This is a genomic window from Stenotrophomonas sp. 22692, assembly GCF_052045015.1.
GTDB lineage: Bacteria > Pseudomonadota > Gammaproteobacteria > Xanthomonadales > Xanthomonadaceae > Stenotrophomonas > Stenotrophomonas geniculata.
On the sequence record NZ_JBQEMR010000014.1, the window covers coordinates 36,989 to 57,333 of the forward strand.

Here is a 20,345-nt window from a genome sequence, read left to right on the forward strand (position 1 = left end):
CGAGGCGCGTGCTCAATTCACCTGGAACTGCGCCCGGCAACCGTCGCTGACCCAGATGCCACGGCGGTCCCAGCCCCAGGTCTGGCCCTCGATGCAGGCGCTGCGTGAATCCTGGCGGACCAGGCGCACACCACGACGGATGCGCGCATCGCAGTACTCCTGGCGATGACCGTTGGAATGGCAGGTGATCACCTCACCCCCACCCCAGCCATTGCCACCATTGCCCCAGCCGTTGCCATGGCCACCACCCCAGCCACCGCCGCGGCGGTACTCACCAACGAACTCGGCACGACAGCCCTGGGTAACCCAGACACCATAGCGCGATTGTCCCCAGGTCTCGCCTTCCACGCACGGCGAGCCCGACAACTGGCGGATCATCCGGGCACGGCCTTCCAGGCGGCATTCATTGCTGCGGTTCTTGATCGATTCGCAGCGTACGATGCCGCCGCCATCACGACCGCCGTAGCGATCGTCGTCATAACCGTAACCATAGCTCTGCGCCTGCGCGCCGCCCGCGGCCGCCAGCATTGGCAGCAGGGTGCAGGCCAGGGTGCGCCAGGTGAGTGCCTTGCCCATCGGGATCTCCGGATGAATACGATGGCGCAAGCATCGGGGATTCGTGGCGCGGCGCACAGGGGGGCGCCCCACGGCGGTTTTTCCCCATTCAAACAACTCAACCGTGGCTGACTGCGCCTCAGCCGGTGGTGTCAACTTCCGACGTGGAGTGCGTCCACCGAATTGCCGAGCGCCTCGACCCGTACCGTGCTGCGCTGGCCGGTACGGCGGTGGTGCTCCAGGGCCCGCGCCGCAGCGACATCGAAAGCCTCGGCGCCCCGTGCATAACGGGTGGCGTCATGCGCCTGCGGATCCAGTACGGACCAGTGCCGGGCGTTGCATTGAACGGTAATGACCATTGGAAGACTCCTGCGGAATGAAGGCACGCCGGCAGCGGAAGGCTCTGAGTGCCGGTACACCATCAGGCTAGCGAGCACCTCCGGGATGGCCTATCAGATTTGTACGAAAATGCCGCGCCGGACTGTCAGACCGCCCCGCCCTCACATCCCTGAGGCCGTTTAGTGAATCCCTTTCGTGACCCTTGTCACGGAGTTGACAGAGCTTCACACTACCGTCACCAACAGGGGCCCCTTCCACATGCGCACCTTCTTCTCGCAGCAGCGTTCGACGTTGCTGAAGTTCTACTTCGTGGCCAGCTATCTGGTGCTGATCGAGGAACTGATCCGCGCCGCCCTGCACTGAGCACTTGCTGCCATTTTTCCTGCGGCCGACACTGTTGCTTTAGGCACGGAGCTCCGCCGATGAAATCCCTTCTTCTGATTCCCGCGCTACTGGTCCTGGTCGCCTGCGCCAGCCCGGACAAGGCACCCACGCACGCCGAAGCGACAGCCACGCCGGTGGTCGGCGGTGATCGCGATGCGCATGGCTGCATCGGTTCGGCCGGCTACCAGTGGTGCGAGCACAGCCAGCGTTGCGAACGCCCGTGGGAATTGGCGCAGGCACAGGGCCTGGCCAACACCGCCGAAGCCATCAACGCCTATTGCGCAAAGCCTGCCAGCCCGGCGCGCAAGTGAGTCGTGCCCACCATGGCTGAGCTGAGTCCGCTCCCCACCCTGGCCCCGGGCCGCTACCGCCACTTCAAGGGCGGCGAGTACGAAGTGCTGGACATCGTCCGCAGCAGCGAGACCCTGCAGCCGATGGTGCTGTACCGCGCGTTGTATGGCGAAGGCGGCCTGTGGGTACGCCCGTACGCCATGTTCGTCGAGCAGGTGCCCGGCGAGCACGGACCGCAACCACGTTTCGCCCGCGTCGACGCATGACGGTTCCGCTGCCGGTCCAGGCCGGCAGCGCGCGGCAACACAGCGGGCCTGCGCTACAATCGTACCGTCCAGTCGGTTTCTTCCCACCATGTCCGCATCCCCCTCCCGTTCGCGCCGCAAGGCGCCCGACAGCGTGCGCCAGTCACTGCTGCAGGCCACCATTGAAGTGATCGGCCGTAACGGCCTGGCCGCGCTGACCGTGCAGGACGTCGCGCAGGCCGCTGGTGTCAGCAAGGGTGCGTTGTTCCATCATTTCAGCAGCAAGCAGGCACTGGTGGATGAAGCCGTCGGAGCGCTCATCGGCGAGTTCGAAGCGCGGGTACGCGCCCTGCTGCAGGAGAATCCCGAAGGCCATGGCCGTTTCAGCCGCGCCTATGTGCAGGCCAATTTCGAGCATCTGCTGCAGCAGGAGCAGGACAACGACATCGGCCTGACCCTCGGCAACCTGATGGAACCGGCCCTGCTCGCGCATTGGCGCACCTGGAAGCGTGCGATGCTGGCCGAATTCGCCGGCGAAGCCAACGATCCCCGACTGTACGCGGCGCGCTGCGCTGCCGATGGCTACTGGGCCACGGCCTATGGGCGTCCGCTGGACGAGGAGGAACGTGCCAACGCATTGGCCATGGCCGAGCAGGCCCTGAAACTGTGCGACCCGCAGTGAACTGGAGCGCGCAATGAATCCCTACCTCTACCTTGCTGCCGCCATCGTGCTGGAAGTGATTGCGACATCACTGCTGAAGGCGTCCGACGGCATGAGCCGGCTGGCGCCGACGCTGGGCGCGCTGGTCGGCTACGGGCTGTGCTTCTACCTGTTGTCGATGACCATGAAGTCGATTCCGACCGGCATCGCCTACGCGATCTGGTCCGGCGTCGGCATCGTGCTGATCTCGCTGATCGGGCTGGCAGTGTTCAAGCAGCGCCTGGATGCACCCGCGTTGATCGGCATCGGCCTGATCTGCGCCGGTGTACTGGTGATCAATCTGTTCTCGCGCAGCAGCGCACATTGAGCACGCTGCTGCGCGATCAACGCTAGCTGACCTTCTTCGCTACGGTCATGCCGAGCAGGAACAGCACCACGGCGATGATGATGCCGGCCCAGAACAGGAACTTGGCGATGCCGACCGCGGCACCGGCAATGCCACCGAAGCCGAGCACGCCCGCAATGACGCCGATGATGGCGAAGATGATGGCCCACTTGATCATGTCAAACCTTTCCCCACAGGGACTGCCTACTGGATGATCAGGCTAGGCCGTGGCCGATGCGGCAGTCGTGAACAGGCCGCGTGCGCGGCGTGAATCAGCGCGGACGGAAGCGCAGCAGCGCGACGGCAAACGCCAGGAACACGCTGCCCACCAGCCGCTCGAACCAGCGTCGTGCAAACGGCTTGGCCAGCCAGCGGCGCAGGCCATGGCCACCGGCTGCATACATCACGTACCAGAACAGTTCGCAGGCGGCGAAGGTGGCCACCAGCACGCTGTACTGCAGTGCCTGGCCGCGTGACGGATCGACGAACTGCGGCAGGAACGCCGCCGCGAACAGCAGCAGTTTGGGATTGCTCAGGCCCACCAGAAGGCCACCACGGAACACGGTCCAGGCACCAAGCGTCGGCGTCATCGGCAGTGCGGCATCCACCGTCACCGCAGGCGCGGGACGGCAACTATCGCGCCATGCCTTCAGGCCCAGCCAGGCCAGGTAGGCCACACCCAGATAGCGCAGCACTTCGAACAGCATCGGCGAGGAATGAAGCAATGCGCTCAGGCCAGCAGCGGACGCGGCCAGCACCAGCAGCATCGCCAGCAGGCAGCCGGCCATCGCCGGCACGCTGCCGCGGAAGCCGAGTCCGACGCTGCGGCCGAGGATATGCAGCATGTTCGGCCCCGGCGTGCCACACAGAACAAACACCGTGGCCAGGAACCACCACCAGGTATGCAGGGCCATGGCGCACATCCACTTCAGAAGACCGTACCAGCATAGAGTGCGTCTGCAACGCGCGGCACATACAGCACAGCGTGGATGTGGTGGTTACAGAGGCAGGCTCAGGCCGCGTGCGCGTCGCGCCGTACCAGTACCTGGTCGATCAGGCCCCATTCGCATGCCTGCTCGGCACTCATGAAATGATCGCGGTCCAGGGTCTGCTCGACCTCCTCGACACTGCGTCCGCAATGCTGCGCATACAGCCGGGTGATGCGCTGCTTGGTGCGCTGCATTTCCTCGGCGTGGATGAAGATGTCCGAAGCCTGGCCCTGCACCCCGCCCAGCGGCTGGTGCACGTGCAGGCTGGCATTGGCCAACGCCGCGCGGTGACCGGGCTCGCCGGCCATCAGCAGGAACGACCCCATCGACCGCGCGGTGCCCATGCACAGCGTATGCACCGGGGCCGAGATGTATTGCATGGTGTCGTACATCGCCAAGCCGCTGGAAATGACTCCGCCTGGCGAGTTGATGTACAGATGGATCGGCTTCTCCGGGTTTTCCGATTCCAGGAACAGCAGCTGCGCGCAGACCAGCGCCGACACGGTGTCATCGACTTCGCCGTTGAGAAAGATGATGCGCTCGCGCAGCAGCCGCGAGTAGATGTCATAGGAACGCTCGCCGCGCTCGCTGCGTTCCACCACCATCGGTACCAGCTGCATCCTGTCCCGCATGTGCCTGCTCCCTATAGCGTTCGATCCAAGCGCTGGTTCAAGCCGCGCGCATCACCGTGCGATGCTCATCGTTGGAAGCCGGCGGGATCAGAGAACGCCGGTCAGTGAGCCGATGCACGATGGTCAGCACCGTCCCTCCACCCCCATCCGCGCGCAGCCGGAAACACACCAGACTGTGCAGATGTGGGGGCTGCGCATCGCGCAAGCGGAAGCCCAGCTCCCGTCCCTCCTCGCACAGGCAGGGCTGCGGGTCGGCAAGATCGGCTGCAGGCAACCAGCGCTCACGCAGCGCCGGATCGCACAGTGCGCGCCAGACCCGTCCCGGTGGCGCTGGCAGCCGTTGCTCCATCACCAAGGCGGGAGCCGCTTCGTTCAGAACGTCGTCCATCAGTCCATCTCCTCCAGCAGGTTCTGCAGTGCGGACATCCGCGCCGGCCAGTAGGCCCGGTAGCGCTGCAACCAGCGGCCGATGTGGGCCAGCCCGCGCGGATCGACCTCGTAGTGGACGAAGCGGCCTTGGCGCTGCTCATGCACCAGTCCGGCATCGCGCAGCACTGCCAGGTGCTGGGACATCGCAGACTGGCTGATCGCCATGCCCTCGCGCAGCGCGCTGGCATGCTGCCCGCCCTCGGCCAGCTTTTCGAAGATATGGCGGCGGGTGGGGTCGGCCAGCGCCTTGAACAGGGCGTTCTCGATCATGATCAATACATTAGTATCCACTAATGTTTAATGCAACCCTCCGATCTGCTGTGCTGCAATGACAGCCTCTTCCCTGGAGCAATGCATGAAGACCCTTGGCCTGATCGGCGGCATGAGCTGGGAAAGCTCGGCCCAGTACTTCCGGCTCATCAACGAGGACGTACGGCAGCGCCTCGGTGGCGCGCACTCCGCGCAGCTGCTGCTGTGGTCGGTGGACTTCGCCCCGATCAAGCAGCTGCAGCACGACGGCGACTGGGATGCACTGGGCGACCACATGGTCGACGCCGCACGACGCCTGCAGGCCGGTGGTGCCGATCTGCTGCTGGTCTGCACCAACACCATGCACACGCTGGCCGACCGCATCGAGGCGGCCTGCCCACTGCCGCTGCTGCATATCGTCGACCCCACCGCCCAGGCCATCGTGCAGGCAGGCGCACGCAAGGTGGGCCTGCTCGGCACCGCCTTCACCATGGAGCAGGACTTCTACCGCGGCCGGCTGCAGGATCGCTTCGATCTGGAAGTGCTGGTGCCCGATGCCGATGACCGGCGCAGCGTGCACGACATCATCTACCAGGAGCTGATTGCCGGCGTGGTCAGCGAGCACTCACGACAGGTCTACGCCGGCGTGATCGAGAGACTGGTCGCGCGCGGCGCCGAGGCCATCATCCTCGGCTGTACCGAGATCATGCTGCTGGTACGGCCGGAGGACAGCACAGTGCCGCTGTTCGATACCACTGCACTGCATGCGCGGGCCGCCGTGGATGCGGCGCTGGCGTGAATCAATGCGCGCCGGAACGCGGAATCAGTCCGCGCCCTGCACTTCCAGCGCGGTGATCAGCCACTCGACCACCGCCTGGGAATCGCACAGGAAGAAGATGGCATCGCCGGAGCGCGCTTCGGTAAGCAGGCGATAGACCGTGATCGCCACCGCCGACTGGTTGGCGATGAACACTTCCGGGCTGCGCGGCCCTTCGCTGTGGCCGGCAACCGCGTGCAGCGCCTTGCGTGCGGCCACGGTCGCAGCCGGGTCCGCGCTGCGGGTCAGTTCCGGCCCGCGCAGACCCCAGGCAATGAACACATGCTTGCCCTTGAACGTGGTGTCCAGGACCCGCACCTCGGCGCCGCCTGCGTCGGCCGAGCGATGAATGACGGTACTGCTGATCAACGCAACCCCCTGTGGTCGTCGTGGTCCGCGCATCCTCCCCCACAGGCCGCCCGCACACCAGTGACGGCAGCCACAGGCTGCGCCGACAGGCGTGGAAGACATGTAAGAAGGTGTAAACCGATGCGATCGGATGTGCAGCGATGATACGGGATGTAAGCCTCTGCATGGGCCCGTGCGCACTACTAAATCCTTACTGAGCCACTTCCGGAACGATGCGTTCCGACGGCCCCGTGCTGGGTCATTCTTGCCACCCGAATCCACGCTCGAGGCTCCCTATGACCCTTCGCCCGCTGCTGCCGATCACCGGCGCCGGCCTTGTCCTGCTGCTGGCCGCCACCGCCGTGGCCGCCCAGGACTACGACACTGATCACATTCCAGCGCTGCGCTGCGAATCCCAGTTCAACAAGACCGAGCAATGCCCCATCGAGGGCCCGATGCGCCTGGCCAGGCAACTGTCGGTCACCCGCTGCGTGGAGAACCAGAACTGGGGCCAGAGCCGCCGCACGTTATGGGTGACCGACGGCTGCCGAGCCGAGTTCGTCGCCGATGGATACGGGCGCTGGCCGGGACGTGGCCGCGGCCGTGACCGCGACAACGAGGGTGAACGCCTGGTCTGCGAGTCCTACGAGAACAAGGACAAGGAGTGCCGGATTCGCGTTCGTCACGAGGTACGGCTGGTCAAGCAGAAATCGGTGACGACCTGCATCGAGGACCGCAACTGGGGCTGGGACCGTCGCGGCGTGTGGGTCAGCGACGGCTGCCGTGCCGAGTTCCGGGTGTATTGACTGCCTGCCACGCGCTGGCTGCAACGAGTAGGCGTGCGTGCAAGGCGGAGTCGATAGACTATGGCCTGCATGGTAGGGAGCACGACATGGAACGATGGTATCTGGCGACGCTGCTGGCGTTGATCCTGCATCAGATCGACGCTGCGTTCTGGCAGGAATGGACCATGTTCCATGTGCCCGGCGGCATCCAGGGCTTCCTGCTGTTCAACCTGTTCGCAGTCGGCGCCGTGCTTTGGGGTTATCGCCATGCCCTGCTGGGTACATCCACGGCGCGCGGCTATGCACTGGTTTGTGGCGCGCTCGGCATTGGCACGGCGCTGATCCACCTGGCGTTTGCCCTGCTCGGTCGCAATGAATTCCACCTGCCGCTGTCGATCATCGTCCTGCTCGCCTGTTTTGTATCGGGTGGCGGTCTGTTGCTGCAGCTCCGCCCGCGATGAGCCGGACGTCCCGTTCTCCGCGCCTGCGTAACGGCAGCCCCCAGGACGCGGATGCCTTGATCGCGCTCGACAGCGTGGCAGCCATTGATCCAGAGCGGATCATGCAGATTGGCAACTGGCTGGCACACGGCGGCGTGTATGTCGCCGAGCAGGACGGCAGGGTCGTCGGCTACCTGGTCATGCATCACCACTTCTTCGGCGAGGCCTTCGTCGAGATGCTGATGGTGGCGCGCGAACGCCGCGGCCACGGCATTGGTACCGCACTGCTGCGACACGCGATCGCACGGCGCGGTCGCGGCAAGCTGTTCACCTCGACCAATGCCTCCAACATCGGCATGCAGCGCCTGCTCGTTGCGTCGGGCTTCATCGACAGCGGCATCGTGCACGGATTGGATGACGGCGACCCGGAGCTGATCTACCGCTTCGCTGAAGACTGATCATCGGCATCAGCAGCGCGCACAAAAAAGCCCACGCATTGCTGCGCAGGCTTCTTGATTCATCACAGTGGTCGGGACGGCCGGATTCGAACCGACGACCCTCTGCCCCCCAGGCAGATGCGCTACCAGGCTGCGCTACGCCCCGACTGATGCTGCGATGTGCCCGCCAGTGCGGCGGGCCGTGAAGTATAGCGGATTACGATGGAAATGGGATCAGCGGCGCAACAACTGCAGCACTTCTTCCAGTTCCATGCGTACCTGCTTGATGATCTGGTTGCTCAGCGCCGATTCCTCGCGGGCATCGGGGCCGTCCAGACGCAGGCGTGCACCACCGATGGTGTAGCCCTGTTCGTACAGCAGGCTGCGGATCTGCCGCACCATCAGCACGTCATGGCGCTGGTAGTAGCGGCGGTTGCCTCGGCGCTTGGCCGGCTCAAGGCTGGGAAACTCGGTTTCCCAGTAGCGCAGGACGTGCGGCTTGACGTCGCACAGCTCGCTGACTTCACCGATGGTGAAGTAGCGCTTGGCCGGGATCGGCGGTAGTTCGCGGTTACTGCCCGGATCCAGCATAAGCTTCCACCCTCTCCTTGAGCTTCTGGCCCGGACGGAAGGTGACCACCGTACGGGCGGAAATCGGAATTTCCTCGCCGGTCTTGGGGTTGCGACCCGGGCGCTGGTTCTTGCGCCGCAGATCGAAATTACCGAAGCCCGACAGCTTCACCTGACGTCCCTGTTCCAATGCTTCACGCAGCACATCGAAAAACGCGTCGACGAATTCCTTGGCTTCCCGCTTGTTCAGACCGACTTCGTCGAACAGCTTTTCCGCCATCTCCGCCTTGGTCAATGCCATTGCCTGCTACCCCCGAGTGCTGCCCGCTCAGCCGCGGATCCGGGCGTGATGTTCACGCTCGATGGCAGTGACCGCCTCGGCCACCACCGCATCCACGTCGCGGTCCGTCAGAGTGCGCGACTTGTCCTGCAAAATCAAGCCCATAGCGAGACTCTTGAATCCCGGCTCGACGCCCTGGCCGACGTAGCGGTCGAACAGGTTCAGGTCGCGCAGCAGCGGGCCGGCGGCCTGGCGGACGGTCGCCGCCAGATCGGCCCAGGCCACCTGTTCAGGCACCAGGAACGCCAGGTCGCGACGCACCGCTGGGAAGCGCGACAGCTCGCCGGCACGGGGCAGGCGGCGGGCGGTCAGCGGTTCCAGATCCAGTTCGAAGGCGTAGACGTCGGATTCGATGGCCATCGCCTTGACCAGGCGCGGATGGACCTGGCCGATCCAGCCCATCGCCACGCCATCGCGGAACACCTCGGCCGAGCGCGCCGGGTGGCCGTAAGGACGGGCCGACGGGCGGAACTCCAGCTGCGCGCCACTGGCAGCGGCCAGCGATTCCAGGTCGCCCTTCAGATCGTGGAAGTCGACCTTGCGGGTCGGCAGGCCCCACTGCACCGCCTGCGCATCACCGCAGACCGCAGCGGCCACGCGCGGGGTTTCCAGCGGCGCCGGCTGGCCATCTCCGGCCTGCTGGGTGAACACCCGGCCGAGCTCGAACAGGCGCACGCGACCCAACTGGCGCGCGGCATTGCGGCCCAGCGTGGCGACCAGGCCCGGCAGCAGCGACGGGCGCATCACCGCCAGTTCGGCCGACAGTGGGTTGGCCAGCGGTACCAGGCCATCGCGCAGCTGCCACTGGGTCAGCAGCGCGTCGTCGACGAAGGCAAAGTTGACGGTTTCCTGCTGGTCGCGGGCGATCAGCTGGCGACGAACGCTCAGCGCGTCCAGCTGGGTCTCGCTCGGCATCGCCACGCGCGAGGCACCGCCCGGCAGCGTGGTCGGGATCTGCTCGTAACCGTGGATGCGGGCCAGTTCTTCGATCAGGTCTTCTTCGATGGCGATGTCGAAGCGACGGCTCGGCGCGACGACCTGCCAGCCCTCGGCCGTCGCAGCCACGTCCATGCCCAGCGCGCGCAGGATGCGCTCGACTTCGGCGTCGTCGATGGTGATGCCCAGCACGCGGCTGATGCGAGCACGGCGCAGTACGATCGTCGCCGGCTGCGGCAGGTCATCGGCACGCACGGCCTCGGTGACCGGCGCCGGGGTACCGCCGGCGAGGTCCAGCACCAGGCGGGTGGCGTATTCGATGGCGGTGCGCGGCAATGCCGGGTCGACGCCACGCTCGAAGCGGTGGCCGGCATCAGTGTGCAGGCCGAGCTTGCGGCCACGGCCCATGATCGCGGCCGGCGCGAAGTGCGCAGCTTCCAGGAACACGGCGGTGGTCGCGTCGGTGACGCGGGTATCGAAGCCGCCCATCAGGCCGGCCAGACCGACCGCACGGTCAGCATCGGTAACCACCAGGAAGCTGTCGTCCAGTGCGGCATCGCGGCCGTCCAGCAGCTTCAGGCTCTCGCCCGCGCGCGAACGGCGCACGGCGATGCTGCCCTGCAGGGTACCGAGGTCGTAGGCATGCATCGGCTGGCCCAGCTCCAGCATCACGTACTGGGTGATGTCGACCAGCAGCGAGACCGGACGCACACCGCTGCGGCGCAGGCGCTCAGCCATCCACAGCGGGGTCTTGGCAGCGGCGTTGACGCCTTCGATGACGCGGCCCAGGTAACGCGGTGCTTCGGCGCCGGCGTCGAGCTGGATCGACAGTTCGCGGCTGCCGACCGGCGCAATGGCGTCGGCCGCGAAGTCCAGCACTTCACTGCGGGTGGCGGCGGCGACGTCGTAAGCGATGCCGCGCAGGCTGAAGCAGTCGGCACGGTTCGGGGTCAGCTTGATCTCGATGCTGGCGTCCGGCAGCCCCAGATACTCGACCAGGGACTGGCCGACCGGTGCGTCGTCCGGCAGTTCCAGCAGGCCGGAGGCATCGTTGTCCAGGCCCAGCTCCTTGGCCGAGCACAGCATGCCGTTGGACTCGACGCCGCGCAGCTTGGCCAGCTTGATCTTCAGCTCGCCGATCTGCGCGCCGACCATCGCCAGCGGCGCGACCAGGCCCGGGCGCGCGTTCGGTGCGCCGCACACGATCTGCAGCAGCTCGCCCTGCCCGGCATCGACCTTGCACACCTGCAGGCGATCGGCTTCGGGATGGCGCACCGCTTCGACGATGCGCGCCACGACCACGTGCTCGAGGCCTTCGCCAAGCGCGGTCACCTCTTCCACTTCCAGGCCGATGGCGGTCAGCACCGCGCTGAGCTCATCGCGCGAGGCGGAGGTCGGGACGTGGCTGCGCAGCCAGTTTTCGGAGAATTTCATGGTGTCACCCTGGTGGGAGGTGTGCCTCCCGTTGCGGTTTTTGTGGTCGCCCAGCGCATGCGCAAGGAGGCGTCCATCCAGAAAAGCAGCCGAGCATGGCTCGGCTCTACACGGTTGCGGCTTACGCGAACTGCTTCAGGAACCGCACGTCGTTCTCGAAGAACGCGCGCAGGTCGTTGACGCCGTAGCGCAGCATCGCGAAACGCTCCACGCCCATGCCGAAGGCAAAGCCGGTGTAGCGCTCCGGATCGATGCCGACATTGCGCAGCACGTTCGGATGGACCATGCCGCAGCCGAGCACTTCCAGCCAGCGGGTGCTGCCATCGGGCTGCTGCCAGGCGATGTCCACTTCCGCACCCGGTTCAACGAACGGGAAGTAGCTGGGACGGAAACGCATCTCGAAGTCGCGCTCGAAGAACGCGCGCACGAACTCGGCCAGCGTGCCCTTCAGGTCGGCGAAGGTCGAATGCTCGTCCACCAGCAGGCCTTCGACCTGGTGGAACATCGGCGAGTGGGTCTGGTCGCTGTCGCTGCGGTACACCTTGCCGGCGGCGATCATGCGCAGCGGCGGCGCGTGGTCGCCCATGTAGCGCACCTGCACACCGGAGGTATGCGTGCGCAGCAGGCGTCCGTCGCCGAAGTAGAAGGTGTCGTGCATGGCGCGCGCCGGGTGGTGCGGCGGGAAGTTCAGCGCCTCGAAGTTGTGCCAGTCATCCTCGATCTCCGGCCCTTCCGACAGCTCGTAGCCCAGCCGGCCGAAGATGCCGGTGATGCGCTCCAGGGTGCGGGTGATCGGGTGCAGGCCGGCACGGTCGCCGTTGCGACCCGGCAGGGTGATGTCGATGGCTTCGGCGGCCAGGCGCGCATCCAGTGCCGCGTCTTCCAGCAGCGCCTTGCGCTCACCCAGCGCGCGGGTCAGCGCGTCACGGGCCTGGTTGATCGCTTCACCGGCGGCCTTGCGCTCGTCGGCCGGCAGGGCACCGAGCTGCTTGAGCTGCGAGGTGATGCTGCCACTCTTGCCAAGCAGGGCCACGCGCAGCTGTTCCAGCACGTCGGGGCTCTGTGCGGCGGCCACATCGGCCAGCGCCTGGGTGGTGAGGGATTGGATGTCGCTCATGGGGGGCCGGAACTCCAGTCGATCTGCCATCGCGATGCGCGAAGGGCCGACCCCTGTCGCCACCGCCGTCCCCGCGCTGCCATCGTGGCCTCGCCGGGACCCAAAAAAGAATGGGGAAGGACTTGCGCCCTTCCCCATGCATTGCCTTGACCTGACACCGTTCCGAGTGAACGGTTACGGCATCGGGAAGGACTTATGCCGCCAGCGCGCCCTTGGCCTTTTCGGCCAGCGCAGCAAAACCGGCTGCGTCGTGCACGGCGATGTCAGCCAGGACCTTGCGATCCAGGGTGATGCCGGCCTTCAGCAGACCGTTCATGAAGCGGCTGTAGCTCAGGCCGTTGATGCGGGCAGCCGCATTGATACGGGTGATCCACAGCGAACGGAAGTTGCGCTTCTTCTGCTTACGGCCGATGTAGGCGTACTGCTGAGCCTTGATGACCGCCTGCTTGGCGACGCGGAAGACCTTGCGACGGGCGTTGTAATAGCCCTTGGCGAGATCCAGAATCTTCTTGTGGCGGCGACGCGCCTGTACGCCACGCTTAACTCGTGCCATTTTTCAGTTCCTCAGAGGTAAGGGAGCATGCGGTCCAGACGGCCTGCGTCTTCTGCACGGACATGGCCCGTCTGACGCAGATTACGCTTACGCTTGGTCGCTTTCTTCGTGAGGATGTGGCTACGGTTGGCGTGGCCGCACTTGTACTTGCCCGAGGCGGTCTTGCGGAAACGCTTGGCCGCTGCCCGGTTGGTCTTGATCTTGGGCATTGCAATGTCCTTGATGGGATATGACCCTGGTTTCTGACTGATCTGGCGGCGGCCTGGGCCGCTCTTTCCGTCCTGCCATGATCGGCGTACGACCCGTCCTGGGTGGGTCGAGCCGGGCATGATACAGGCAAAACCGCCCTGCCACCAGCCCCTGCAACCCTTTCACGGCAATTCACCGGCATGCCGCAAAAGCGAAGGGGCGCCGATGGCGCCCCTTCACCCTGAACCGTTCAGCCAGGCGCCCCGGAGGGCGGCCCGTCAGGCCTCAGGTCTTCTTCTTCGGCGCGATCATCATGACCATCTGACGCCCTTCCAGGCGCGGACGGGATTCAATGACGATGTCCTCGCCCAGATCGGTCTCGATCCGGTTGGCCATTTCGCGGCCCAGTTCCTGGTGGCTCATTTCACGGCCACGGAAGCGGATGTTGACCTTGATCTTGTCACCATCCTCAAGGAACCCGCGCATCTTGCGCAGCTTGATCTGGTAGTCGCCCTCGTCCGTGACCGGACGGAACTTCACTTCCTTGATCTCGACCTGCTTGGTCTTCTTCTTGGCCTCGCTGGCCTTCTTCTGCGCTTCGAACTTGAACTTGCCGAAGTCCATGATCTTGCAGACCGGCGGATCGGCCTGCGGCTGGATTTCGACCAGGTCCAGGCCTTCATCTTCGGCCATGGACAGCGCTTCGTCGCGCGACAACACGCCGATCATTTCTCCGTCACTGCCGATCACGCGGACGCGCGGCACACGGATTTCCTGATTCTTGCGGTTCTGTTTGTTGTCAGGGGTGCTGATATTACGTTCTCCCAAGGGTATCGAACCGGTCCGGGTGCCTGTGCGCCCGGACCGGACCTTTGCTTACGCGCCCTCGGCGTGGAGCCGCTCGATGAAGGCCTGCAGGCTCATGCTGCCCAGATCTTCGCCAGAACGCGTACGCACCGCCACAGCCCCATTTTCCTTCTCGCGGTCACCAATGACCAGCAGGTAGGGCACGCGCTGCAACGTATGCTCGCGGATTTTATAGCCGATCTTCTCGTTACGCAAATCCGAGCTGACGCGGAAGCCTTGCTCCGCAAGGGTTTTGGTCACGCCCGAGACGTAGTCGGCCTGGGCGTCGGTGATGTTGGCCACCACCACCTGGGTCGGGGCCAGCCAGGCCGGGAACTGGCCGGCATGGTGCTCGATCAGGATGCCCAGGAAGCGCTCCATCGAGCCGACGATGGCCCGGTGCAGCATGACCGGGTGCTTCTTCTGGCTGTTCTCGTCCACGTACTCGGCGCCCAGGCGGCCCGGCATCATGAAGTCGACCTGCATGGTGCCCAGCTGCCAGGTACGGCCGATGGCGTCCTTCAGGTGGTACTCGATCTTCGGGCCATAGAAGGCACCCTCGCCCGGCAGCTCCTGCCATTCCACGCCACAGGCGGTCAGCGCCGAGCGCAGCGCGCCCTCCGCTTTGTCCCAGGTCGCATCGTCACCCAGGCGCGATTCCGGACGCAGGGCGATCTTGATCTGGATGTCGTCGAAGCCGAAGTGCTGGTAGACCGCCAGCGCCTGCTGATGGAAGGCCGTCACTTCCGACTCGATCTGGTTTTCCGTGCAGAACACGTGGCCGTCGTCCTGGGTGAAGCCACGCACGCGCAGGATGCCGTGCAGCGCGCCGGACGGCTCGTTGCGGTGGCAGGAACCGAACTCACCGTAGCGGATCGGCAGGTCGCGGTAACTGTGCAGGCCCTGGTTGAACACCTGGATGTGGCCCGGGCAGTTCATCGGCTTGACCGCGTAGGTGCGCTTCTCCGATTCGGTGAAGAACATGTTGTCCTGGTAGTTGTCCCAGTGGCCGGACTTCTTCCACAGGCTCACGTCCAGAATCTGCGGGCAGCGCACTTCGCCGTAGCCGCTGTTGCGGTAGACCTTGCGCATGTACTGCTCGACCACCTGCCACAGCGCCCAGCCCTTCGGGTGCCAGAACACCAGGCCCGGTGCTTCTTCCTGCAGGTGGAACAGGTCCTGCTGCTTGCCGATGCGGCGGTGGTCGCGCATCTCGGCTTCCTCGATGCGCTTGATGTACGCCTCAAGCTGCTTCTTGTCCGCCCAGGCGGTGCCGTAGATGCGCTGCAGCTGTTCGTTCTGCGCGTCGCCACGCCAGTAGGCGCCGGAGATGCGGGTCAGCTTGAAGGCCTTCAGGAAGCGCGTGTTCGGCACGTGCGGGCCACGGCACATGTCCACGTATTCCTGATGGTAGTACATGCCCATCGCCTGGATGTCGTCGGACATGTCCTCGATCAGGCGCAGCTTGTAGTCCTCACCACGGGCCTTGAAGATCTCGATCACTTCGGCGCGCGGCGTCATCTTCTTGATGACGTCGTAGTCCTGGGCGATCAGTTCACCCATGCGCTTCTCGATCGCGGCCATGTCGTCCGGGGTGAACGGGCGCTCGGAGTAGATGTCGTAGTAGAAGCCTTCGGCGATCACCGGGCCGATCACCATCTTCACATCCGGGTACAGCTGCTTGACGGCGTGGCCGACCAGGTGGGCGCAGGAGTGGCGGATGATCTCCACGCCCTCCTCGTCCTTGGCGGTGATGATGCGCAGGCTGGCATCGTGGTCGATGACGTCGCTGGCATCGACCAGCACGCCATCCACGGCACCGGCGATGGTGGCCTTGGCCAGGCCGGCACCGATCGACTGGGCGACGTCCATGACGCTGACGGGGTTTTCAAACTCGCGGCGGCTGCCGTCGGGGAGGGTAATGTTGATCATCGGAGTGGCTTCGTGCGGGGCCCGCTGGGCGGGCTGGAAAGCGCTCCCGGGGCGGCGCCCGGGCAATAAAAAAGCGCCACGAGGGCGCCAGGGACACAGGGCCTTCGGGGGCAGGTCAACAGTGGGCGGTGGTAGTGCTCATGTCGCACGCTCGGCCGGCGCTGGGCGCGGGCCACCTTGTTCCAGTCAGGGAGTGTGATGATCTTAAACCAGCGCACCGGAAAGCCCAAGGGCTACCGTACGGTACGCTGAATGGCCCTCGCTGGCGGCGTGAAAACGCAATGATTACCATGTCCGCGCAGCCCGCCCCGTGCCAGCCTGCCCGCTTCCCCCCAGGACCTCGTGATGCGCCACCCGCTCCGACCGGCTCCCGCCGGCCCCGCCCGTGCCCCGCGTTCGCTGGCCCGCTGCCACGGCGGCCGCCCGCAATGATCACCGTCGGCCTTTCCACCCTGGGCTTCTGCAGCCTGGGCATGCTGGCGGCGATGTTCTCCGCGCTGGCCTTCTATGCCGCCTCGCCGCACTGCCGCTGGCCGCGCCTGCGCCGGGCCGGCCGCCTGGGCCGCCAGATCGGCCTGGTCGCGGCCGCCGCCGCGCTGTGGCTGTGGATGGCCGAGCTCGGCTTTGCCGCCGGCCTGGTGGCCATGCTGTGCACCTGGATGCTGGCGGCGATGCTGCTGCCGGCACTGGCCGCCTGGCATCGCCCGGGCACGGAGTCGCCCTGATGTGGCCGCGCGCCTTCGCCGGCATCGTCGCCGGCTTCTTCCTGGCCGCGGCCGCGACCGGCCTGCTGGCATGGCTGCCGCCCGGCCCCTGGCAGCGGGCGCTGGTGCCGACCCTGATCGCTTTCATCCCGCTGTGGATGCTGGCCGCCCTGTGGGCGTTCAGTTTCCGCAGCGCGCTGCGTGCCTGGCTCGTGCTGGGCGGCAGCGCCGCCGCCGGCTTCGCCGTGCTCGGGCTGCTGCGCCTGACCGGCGCGGTGCAATGAGACCTCTCCCATGAAGTTCAGTTCGCAGACGCTGCGCACGTTCACCACCCTGCACACCTGGGTCGGCCTGGTCGCCGGGTTCGGCCTGTTCGTGGCCTTCTACGCCGGTGCGCTGACCCTGTTCCATCACGACCTGCCGCTGTGGCAGACCCCGGGCGCGGCCACCGCACTGCCAGCCGGGCTGGACGATGCGCAGTACCTGCTGGAAGACGTACTGGCGACACACCCGGAAGCCCGCCGCCACGTCGGCATGACCTTCCCCGGCGCCGACCACCCGCAGCCACTTGCGTACTGGCAGGCCGATGATGGCAGCTGGCGCTATGCCTGGCCGGGGCAGATTGGCGGCAGCCCGACGCCGCCGCAGACCGGGCTGGCCGAGCTGGTCAACGAGCTGCACTACAGCCTGGGCCTGCCCGTGGCCGGCATCTACGTGATGGGCATTGTCAGCCTGCTGTACGGCATGGCGCTGCTCAGCGGCCTGGTGATCCATCTGCCGAAGCTGCTCGGCGACCTGTTCGCGCTGCGTCCGGGGCGCAACCTGAAACAGCTGTGGCAGGACGCGCACAACGTGATCGGCGTACTGAGCCTGCCCTTCCACCTGATGTTCGCGGTGACCGGCGCCCTGCTCTGCCTGGTGTTCGTGCAGATGGCCCTGCTCAACCCCCTGATCTTCGACGGCAAGGCCCTGCAGGCCGTGCCAACAGCGATGGACACCGCACCGGTGCGTGAAGCGACCGGCATCCCCTCGCCGCCGGGCAGCCTGCGCGTGCTGCAGGCGCGGGCGCTGGAGGTGGCGCGCGCACAGGGCGTGACCAGCTTCGAGCCGGCCTACCTGAAGCTGGCCAACGCGGGCGACACCAACGCCACCATCGAGATCACCGGCGAATCCACCGGCACCCTCGGCCCGCTCGGCGCCGTGGCGCTGGATGTCGCCACCGGCCAGGTACTGGCCACCCAGCTGCCAGGCCAGCGCGACGCCAACCACGCCACGCTCAGCGCCGCCTATGCGCTGCACTTCGGCGAGTTCGGCAACGGGGTGGTGGTCTGGCTGTACTTCCTGCTCGGCCTGGGCGGTGCGTTCCTGTTCTACTCGGGCAACCTGCTGTGGATCGAGTCGCGGCGCAAGCGTCGCCAGCCGCAGCAACCGCGTGCCGGAGTGAACATGGCACGGGCCACGGTCGGCGTGTGCATCGGCCTGTGCGTGGCGATCTCGGTCGCGTTCCTCACCGCGCTGGTGCTGGAACGGCTGGCGCCGGCGGCGGTCGACCACGGCATCCGCTGGGCCTGCTTCGGCAGCTGGGCGGCCTGTGCGCTGTGGGCCGCGCTGCGTCGCCCGGCACAGGCCGCACGCGAGCTGCTGTGGGCGGCGGCAATCAGTACCGCGCTGGTGCCGATCCTGCACGGCGCACTCAATGGTGACTGGCTGTGGCGTGCGGCCGCGCGTGGCCACTGGCCGCTGTTCTGGGTCGATGCCATCGCGCTGGCCATGGCCTTCGGCTTCGCCCGCCTGGCAGTGGCCAGTCAACGCCGCGCCCGCAACGGCGATCCGAACAGCGTCTGGGCCAACTGAGCCTTCGCCGGGCATGGCCCGGCGCTACCGGAGCAGGTGCGCTGGGTCCAGGTAGCGGCTGACTTCGATCAGGTTGCCATCCGGGTCGCGGAAGTACACCGATTCGATTGGACCCAGTGCGCCGGTGCGGGCCACCGGCCCCTCCTCCACCGCGACGGCCTGCGCCTGCAGGTGTGCCAGCACATCGATTGCCGCCGTATGCGTGACCAGGCACAGGTCGGCGCTGCCCGGCGTGGGTCGTAACGCATGCGGCTGCAGCGGGGCACTGGCCGGATGCAGATTGATCTTCTGCTGGCCGAACTGCAGCGCGGTACGTCCCGCGCCGAAGCGCACGACCTGCATGCCGAGCACGCGCTGGTAGAAATCACAGCTGCGGTCGATGTCGGCGACGGTGAGGACCAGATGGTCCAGGCGTTCGAGATGGATCATGCCCGCAGCGTAACGCTGCGGGCGTGGACATGCTGTGCGGGGTTGGGCCGATGGCGTTGCGGCATTGCGCCGGGCATCGCCTGATGCAGCTCAATCGCCGATGCGCGCCTTCTGCCAGGGGCCCAGCATGGCGTTGAGCAGGCTGGCCTGCTCGTCGTCGCCGGTCAGCTCCCACATGAATACACCGGCCAGGCCCTGCTCGCGGGCGAACTGCGCACGCAGCCCGATCGAGCGCGGGTCTTCATAGCTGATGAAGACCTTCTGTTCGGCGTTGTACAGCCACGGGCTCTGCGCCTGCGGCTGCCAGTGCTTCGTCCAGCCCGGCTGGTCGAGATAGCGCGCCTTGATCACCCGCCAGTCGCCTGCATCGGCCGGTGCGCTGTAGGGCTGGTACAACCCATCCGGGGCATCACCTGTAACCTTGAAGCCGCGCCCGTAGAACGGCACGCCCAGCACCAGCTTGTGGGCCGGTACGCCGTGGTCGCGGTAAAACTGCACAGCACCGGCCACGTTGTTCCAACGGCGCAGCTCCGGCGCCAGTGGATCGGCCGCCACCTCAAGCAGCGGTGCGTTGAAGGTTGACACCGCCGAGAAGCCGGTGCCCATGTCGTAGCTCATCAGGTTGATGAAATCGAACACCTTGGCCAGCGCCGGCAGGTCGTAGCTCGCCGCCGGATCGTAGGGGCCATCCGTCTGCAGGCGACCGGCGGCCAGCGCGGCGGTCAGCAGCATCGGCTGCCCCGCCTTGCGACCGCGCGCATCGAGTGCCACGCGGAACGCCTGCGCGAGCCGGGTCAGGTTGGCGCGATCCTGCGGGCGGTGCGCCAGTTCCTTCGGCCCACCACTGACCGGGAATTCCCAGTCGATGTCCACACCATCGAAGCTGCCTGCATGGCGCTCGAAGAACAGCGTCATGCATGAGTCGACCAGGCGCTTGCGGCTGGTTTCGGTCAGTGCCGCATCGGAGAACCCGCCTGCGCCCCAGCCGCCGATCGAAATCAGCGTGCGCAGGTGCGGATGCGCCTTCTTGAGTTCGGCCAGTGCGGCGAAATGCTTCGGCGCTTCCGCACCGATCGTGCAGCGCCCGTCCTCGATGGTCGAGAACGCGTAGAACAGGTGGGTCAGGCGCTCGGCCGGAATGCTCGACACCGGATAGCGCTCGGCGGAACCACCAGGGTAGTAGGCACCGAAGATCGGCGGCTGCGCGGGCGCAGCGTGCGCGGCAATGGGCAGGGCGCCGGCAATCAGTCCGGCAAGGACGGCCACAGTCTGGCGGAACATGGAATCTCCCGGTTCGAAGGCGCCGCCACGTTAGCAAACCGATGGGGCTGTGGGACCGATGTCGTGGCATGTCGTCCGATGGACAGGCGCGATCCGCGCAACGGTGACAGAACAATGGCTGCGTAGCGCCTCTCATGCACCGCAGCAGGACATGCGGCGACCTGGGTGAGCGGT

The 20,345-nt window shown here is 66.2% G+C and carries 29 protein-coding genes and 1 tRNA gene; 11 read left to right on the plus strand and 19 right to left on the minus strand.

Features of this window, described 5'->3' with window-relative positions:
* Positions 1-12: 12 nt before the first annotated feature.
* Entirely contained in the window at positions 13-576 is a 564-nt protein-coding gene (locus ACTJJM_RS12295) for a DUF3011 domain-containing protein (protein WP_010486507.1), read from the minus strand.
* A 131-nt stretch (positions 577-707) separates the two neighbouring features.
* Complete coding sequence (locus tag ACTJJM_RS12300; RefSeq protein ID WP_010486505.1) at positions 708-914, minus strand: hypothetical protein; 207 nt, start codon at positions 912-914, stop codon at positions 708-710.
* A gap of 402 nt (positions 915-1,316) precedes the next feature.
* Between ACTJJM_RS12300 and ACTJJM_RS12305 the strand changes: the two genes are divergently transcribed.
* The 4 genes from ACTJJM_RS12305 to ACTJJM_RS12320 all read left to right on the plus strand — a co-directional run bounded on the left by ACTJJM_RS12305 (position 1,317) and on the right by ACTJJM_RS12320 (position 2,842).
* On the plus strand, positions 1,317-1,589 hold the full coding sequence (locus ACTJJM_RS12305) for a hypothetical protein (protein WP_019336879.1): 273 nt from the start codon (positions 1,317-1,319) through the stop codon (positions 1,587-1,589).
* A gap of 12 nt (positions 1,590-1,601) precedes the next feature.
* Positions 1,602-1,835 (plus strand): DUF1653 domain-containing protein, encoded by a 234-nt coding sequence (locus ACTJJM_RS12310; RefSeq protein ID WP_005410421.1) that lies wholly within the window; start codon positions 1,602-1,604, stop codon positions 1,833-1,835.
* 88 nt (positions 1,836-1,923) lie between these two features.
* Positions 1,924-2,496 carry a TetR/AcrR family transcriptional regulator gene (locus ACTJJM_RS12315; protein ID WP_019336880.1) on the plus strand — a complete coding sequence of 191 codons (573 nt, stop codon included), beginning with the start codon at positions 1,924-1,926 and terminating at the stop codon, positions 2,494-2,496.
* Positions 2,497-2,509: 13 nt separating this feature from the next.
* Complete coding sequence (locus ACTJJM_RS12320) at positions 2,510-2,842, plus strand: SMR family transporter (protein ID WP_043401898.1); 333 nt, start codon at positions 2,510-2,512, stop codon at positions 2,840-2,842.
* A 22-nt stretch (positions 2,843-2,864) separates the two neighbouring features.
* Here ACTJJM_RS12320 and ACTJJM_RS12325 read toward each other — a convergent pair whose 3' ends face one another.
* The 5 genes from ACTJJM_RS12325 to ACTJJM_RS12345 form a co-directional block, all read right to left on the minus strand.
* A complete protein-coding gene (locus ACTJJM_RS12325; RefSeq protein ID WP_006380555.1) occupies positions 2,865-3,038 on the minus strand; it encodes a DUF1328 domain-containing protein in 174 nt (57 codons plus the stop codon).
* Positions 3,039-3,132: 94 nt separating this feature from the next.
* Entirely contained in the window at positions 3,133-3,774 is a 642-nt protein-coding gene (locus ACTJJM_RS12330; protein ID WP_019336882.1) for a LysE family translocator, read from the minus strand.
* Positions 3,775-3,872: 98 nt separating this feature from the next.
* Positions 3,873-4,481, minus strand: a complete 609-nt coding sequence (locus ACTJJM_RS12335) for an ATP-dependent Clp protease proteolytic subunit (protein WP_126560782.1) — start codon at positions 4,479-4,481, stop codon at positions 3,873-3,875.
* A gap of 37 nt (positions 4,482-4,518) precedes the next feature.
* Complete coding sequence (locus tag ACTJJM_RS12340; RefSeq protein WP_440865653.1) at positions 4,519-4,869, minus strand: polyketide cyclase; 351 nt, start codon at positions 4,867-4,869, stop codon at positions 4,519-4,521.
* A complete protein-coding gene (locus ACTJJM_RS12345; protein WP_010486485.1) occupies positions 4,869-5,180 on the minus strand; it encodes an ArsR/SmtB family transcription factor in 312 nt (103 codons plus the stop codon). The genes ACTJJM_RS12340 and ACTJJM_RS12345 overlap by 1 nt, the downstream gene beginning before the upstream one ends.
* Positions 5,181-5,265: 85 nt before the next feature.
* Between ACTJJM_RS12345 and ACTJJM_RS12350 the strand changes: the two genes are divergently transcribed.
* Entirely contained in the window at positions 5,266-5,958 is a 693-nt protein-coding gene (locus tag ACTJJM_RS12350; protein ID WP_440865655.1) for an aspartate/glutamate racemase family protein, read from the plus strand.
* Positions 5,959-5,982: 24 nt separating this feature from the next.
* Here ACTJJM_RS12350 and ACTJJM_RS12355 read toward each other — a convergent pair whose 3' ends face one another.
* Entirely contained in the window at positions 5,983-6,378 is a 396-nt protein-coding gene (locus tag ACTJJM_RS12355; RefSeq protein WP_012511691.1) for a hypothetical protein, read from the minus strand.
* A 242-nt stretch (positions 6,379-6,620) separates the two neighbouring features.
* Between ACTJJM_RS12355 and ACTJJM_RS12360 the strand changes: the two genes are divergently transcribed.
* The 3 genes from ACTJJM_RS12360 (at position 6,621) to ACTJJM_RS12370 (ending at position 8,007) form a co-directional block, all read left to right on the plus strand.
* Positions 6,621-7,130: a DUF3011 domain-containing protein gene (locus ACTJJM_RS12360; protein WP_440865657.1), complete on the plus strand. Its 510-nt coding sequence runs from the start codon at positions 6,621-6,623 to the stop codon at positions 7,128-7,130.
* An 86-nt stretch (positions 7,131-7,216) separates the two neighbouring features.
* Positions 7,217-7,570 (plus strand): DUF6713 family protein, encoded by a 354-nt coding sequence (locus ACTJJM_RS12365; RefSeq protein WP_010486477.1) that lies wholly within the window; start codon positions 7,217-7,219, stop codon positions 7,568-7,570.
* Positions 7,567-8,007, plus strand: a complete 441-nt coding sequence (locus tag ACTJJM_RS12370; protein WP_019336887.1) for a GNAT family N-acetyltransferase — start codon at positions 7,567-7,569, stop codon at positions 8,005-8,007. Before ACTJJM_RS12365 ends, ACTJJM_RS12370 begins: the two co-directional genes overlap by 4 nt.
* Before the next feature lie 68 nt (positions 8,008-8,075).
* Here the strand turns inward: ACTJJM_RS12370 and ACTJJM_RS12375 are convergent.
* The 9 genes from ACTJJM_RS12375 to thrS form a co-directional block, all read right to left on the minus strand.
* Positions 8,076-8,152: transfer RNA gene (locus tag ACTJJM_RS12375), tRNA-Pro, on the minus strand.
* Positions 8,153-8,220: 68 nt separating this feature from the next.
* On the minus strand, positions 8,221-8,577 hold the full coding sequence (locus ACTJJM_RS12380) for a MerR family transcriptional regulator (RefSeq protein WP_005410431.1): 357 nt from the start codon (positions 8,575-8,577) through the stop codon (positions 8,221-8,223).
* Positions 8,558-8,857: an integration host factor subunit alpha gene (locus ACTJJM_RS12385; protein WP_005410432.1), complete on the minus strand. Its 300-nt coding sequence runs from the start codon at positions 8,855-8,857 to the stop codon at positions 8,558-8,560. Before ACTJJM_RS12385 ends, ACTJJM_RS12380 begins: the two co-directional genes overlap by 20 nt.
* A 27-nt stretch (positions 8,858-8,884) precedes the next feature.
* Complete coding sequence (gene pheT / locus ACTJJM_RS12390; RefSeq protein WP_440865660.1) at positions 8,885-11,266, minus strand: phenylalanine--tRNA ligase subunit beta; 2,382 nt, start codon at positions 11,264-11,266, stop codon at positions 8,885-8,887.
* 121 nt (positions 11,267-11,387) lie between these two features.
* Entirely contained in the window at positions 11,388-12,383 is a 996-nt protein-coding gene (locus ACTJJM_RS12395) for a phenylalanine--tRNA ligase subunit alpha (RefSeq protein WP_005417865.1), read from the minus strand.
* Between the two features lie 193 nt (positions 12,384-12,576).
* Entirely contained in the window at positions 12,577-12,936 is a 360-nt protein-coding gene (gene rplT, locus ACTJJM_RS12400; protein ID WP_005410435.1) for a 50S ribosomal protein L20, read from the minus strand.
* A gap of 11 nt (positions 12,937-12,947) precedes the next feature.
* A complete protein-coding gene (rpmI, locus tag ACTJJM_RS12405; protein ID WP_005410436.1) occupies positions 12,948-13,145 on the minus strand; it encodes a 50S ribosomal protein L35 in 198 nt (65 codons plus the stop codon).
* A 265-nt stretch (positions 13,146-13,410) separates the two neighbouring features.
* On the minus strand, positions 13,411-13,953 hold the full coding sequence (gene infC / locus ACTJJM_RS12410) for a translation initiation factor IF-3 (protein ID WP_005410437.1): 543 nt from the start codon (positions 13,951-13,953) through the stop codon (positions 13,411-13,413).
* A gap of 48 nt (positions 13,954-14,001) precedes the next feature.
* Entirely contained in the window at positions 14,002-15,903 is a 1,902-nt protein-coding gene (gene thrS, locus ACTJJM_RS12415) for a threonine--tRNA ligase (RefSeq protein WP_010486466.1), read from the minus strand.
* 428 nt (positions 15,904-16,331) lie between these two features.
* Between thrS and ACTJJM_RS12420 the strand changes: the two genes are divergently transcribed.
* From ACTJJM_RS12420 to ACTJJM_RS12430, 3 genes are read left to right on the plus strand one after another with little or no spacing between them, the layout of a single operon-like run.
* Positions 16,332-16,628, plus strand: a complete 297-nt coding sequence (locus ACTJJM_RS12420; protein ID WP_005410439.1) for a hypothetical protein — start codon at positions 16,332-16,334, stop codon at positions 16,626-16,628.
* On the plus strand, positions 16,628-16,891 hold the full coding sequence (locus ACTJJM_RS12425; RefSeq protein WP_043401932.1) for a hypothetical protein: 264 nt from the start codon (positions 16,628-16,630) through the stop codon (positions 16,889-16,891). Before ACTJJM_RS12420 ends, ACTJJM_RS12425 begins: the two co-directional genes overlap by 1 nt.
* 10 nt (positions 16,892-16,901) lie before the next feature.
* Positions 16,902-18,461, plus strand: a complete 1,560-nt coding sequence (locus ACTJJM_RS12430) for a PepSY-associated TM helix domain-containing protein (protein ID WP_019336890.1) — start codon at positions 16,902-16,904, stop codon at positions 18,459-18,461.
* Between the two features lie 24 nt (positions 18,462-18,485).
* Here the strand turns inward: ACTJJM_RS12430 and ACTJJM_RS12435 are convergent, their stop codons facing one another.
* Both ACTJJM_RS12435 and ACTJJM_RS12440 read right to left on the minus strand, forming a co-directional pair.
* Positions 18,486-18,890 carry a VOC family protein gene (locus tag ACTJJM_RS12435; RefSeq protein ID WP_100446314.1) on the minus strand — a complete coding sequence of 135 codons (405 nt, stop codon included), beginning with the start codon at positions 18,888-18,890 and terminating at the stop codon, positions 18,486-18,488.
* Between the two features lie 90 nt (positions 18,891-18,980).
* Entirely contained in the window at positions 18,981-20,171 is a 1,191-nt protein-coding gene (locus ACTJJM_RS12440) for a glycoside hydrolase family 18 protein (RefSeq protein ID WP_100446316.1), read from the minus strand.
* Between the last annotated feature and the right edge of the window lie 174 nt (positions 20,172-20,345).

Bases quoted from the DNA above. Each gene is read 5' to 3' on its own strand.
- ACTJJM_RS12295 (WP_010486507.1), bottom strand. From the start codon at position 576: ATGGGCAAGGCACTCACCTGGCGCACCCTGGCCTGCACCCTGCTGCCA.
- ACTJJM_RS12300 (WP_010486505.1), bottom strand. From the start codon at position 914: ATGGTCATTACCGTTCAATGCAACGCCCGGCACTGGTCCGTACTGGAT.
- ACTJJM_RS12305 (WP_019336879.1), top strand. From the start codon at position 1,317: ATGAAATCCCTTCTTCTGATTCCCGCGCTACTGGTCCTGGTCGCCTGC.
- ACTJJM_RS12310 (WP_005410421.1), top strand. From the start codon at position 1,602: ATGGCTGAGCTGAGTCCGCTCCCCACCCTGGCCCCGGGCCGCTACCGC.
- ACTJJM_RS12315 (WP_019336880.1), top strand. From the start codon at position 1,924: ATGTCCGCATCCCCCTCCCGTTCGCGCCGCAAGGCGCCCGACAGCGTG.
- ACTJJM_RS12320 (WP_043401898.1), top strand. From the start codon at position 2,510: ATGAATCCCTACCTCTACCTTGCTGCCGCCATCGTGCTGGAAGTGATT.
- ACTJJM_RS12325 (WP_006380555.1), bottom strand. From the start codon at position 3,038: ATGATCAAGTGGGCCATCATCTTCGCCATCATCGGCGTCATTGCGGGC.
- ACTJJM_RS12330 (WP_019336882.1), bottom strand. From the start codon at position 3,774: ATGGCCCTGCATACCTGGTGGTGGTTCCTGGCCACGGTGTTTGTTCTG.
- ACTJJM_RS12335 (WP_126560782.1), bottom strand. From the start codon at position 4,481: ATGCGGGACAGGATGCAGCTGGTACCGATGGTGGTGGAACGCAGCGAG.
- ACTJJM_RS12340 (WP_440865653.1), bottom strand. From the start codon at position 4,869: ATGGACGACGTTCTGAACGAAGCGGCTCCCGCCTTGGTGATGGAGCAA.
- ACTJJM_RS12345 (WP_010486485.1), bottom strand. From the start codon at position 5,180: ATGATCGAGAACGCCCTGTTCAAGGCGCTGGCCGACCCCACCCGCCGC.
- ACTJJM_RS12350 (WP_440865655.1), top strand. From the start codon at position 5,266: ATGAAGACCCTTGGCCTGATCGGCGGCATGAGCTGGGAAAGCTCGGCC.
- ACTJJM_RS12355 (WP_012511691.1), bottom strand. From the start codon at position 6,378: ATGCGCGGACCACGACGACCACAGGGGGTTGCGTTGATCAGCAGTACC.
- ACTJJM_RS12360 (WP_440865657.1), top strand. From the start codon at position 6,621: ATGACCCTTCGCCCGCTGCTGCCGATCACCGGCGCCGGCCTTGTCCTG.
- ACTJJM_RS12365 (WP_010486477.1), top strand. From the start codon at position 7,217: ATGGAACGATGGTATCTGGCGACGCTGCTGGCGTTGATCCTGCATCAG.
- ACTJJM_RS12370 (WP_019336887.1), top strand. From the start codon at position 7,567: ATGAGCCGGACGTCCCGTTCTCCGCGCCTGCGTAACGGCAGCCCCCAG.
- ACTJJM_RS12380 (WP_005410431.1), bottom strand. From the start codon at position 8,577: ATGCTGGATCCGGGCAGTAACCGCGAACTACCGCCGATCCCGGCCAAG.
- ACTJJM_RS12385 (WP_005410432.1), bottom strand. From the start codon at position 8,857: ATGGCATTGACCAAGGCGGAGATGGCGGAAAAGCTGTTCGACGAAGTC.
- pheT (WP_440865660.1), bottom strand. From the start codon at position 11,266: ATGAAATTCTCCGAAAACTGGCTGCGCAGCCACGTCCCGACCTCCGCC.
- ACTJJM_RS12395 (WP_005417865.1), bottom strand. From the start codon at position 12,383: ATGAGCGACATCCAATCCCTCACCACCCAGGCGCTGGCCGATGTGGCC.
- rplT (WP_005410435.1), bottom strand. From the start codon at position 12,936: ATGGCACGAGTTAAGCGTGGCGTACAGGCGCGTCGCCGCCACAAGAAG.
- rpmI (WP_005410436.1), bottom strand. From the start codon at position 13,145: ATGCCCAAGATCAAGACCAACCGGGCAGCGGCCAAGCGTTTCCGCAAG.
- thrS (WP_010486466.1), bottom strand. From the start codon at position 15,903: ATGATCAACATTACCCTCCCCGACGGCAGCCGCCGCGAGTTTGAAAAC.
- ACTJJM_RS12420 (WP_005410439.1), top strand. From the start codon at position 16,332: ATGATCACCGTCGGCCTTTCCACCCTGGGCTTCTGCAGCCTGGGCATG.
- ACTJJM_RS12425 (WP_043401932.1), top strand. From the start codon at position 16,628: ATGTGGCCGCGCGCCTTCGCCGGCATCGTCGCCGGCTTCTTCCTGGCC.
- ACTJJM_RS12430 (WP_019336890.1), top strand. From the start codon at position 16,902: ATGAAGTTCAGTTCGCAGACGCTGCGCACGTTCACCACCCTGCACACC.
- ACTJJM_RS12435 (WP_100446314.1), bottom strand. From the start codon at position 18,890: ATGATCCATCTCGAACGCCTGGACCATCTGGTCCTCACCGTCGCCGAC.
- ACTJJM_RS12440 (WP_100446316.1), bottom strand. From the start codon at position 20,171: ATGTTCCGCCAGACTGTGGCCGTCCTTGCCGGACTGATTGCCGGCGCC.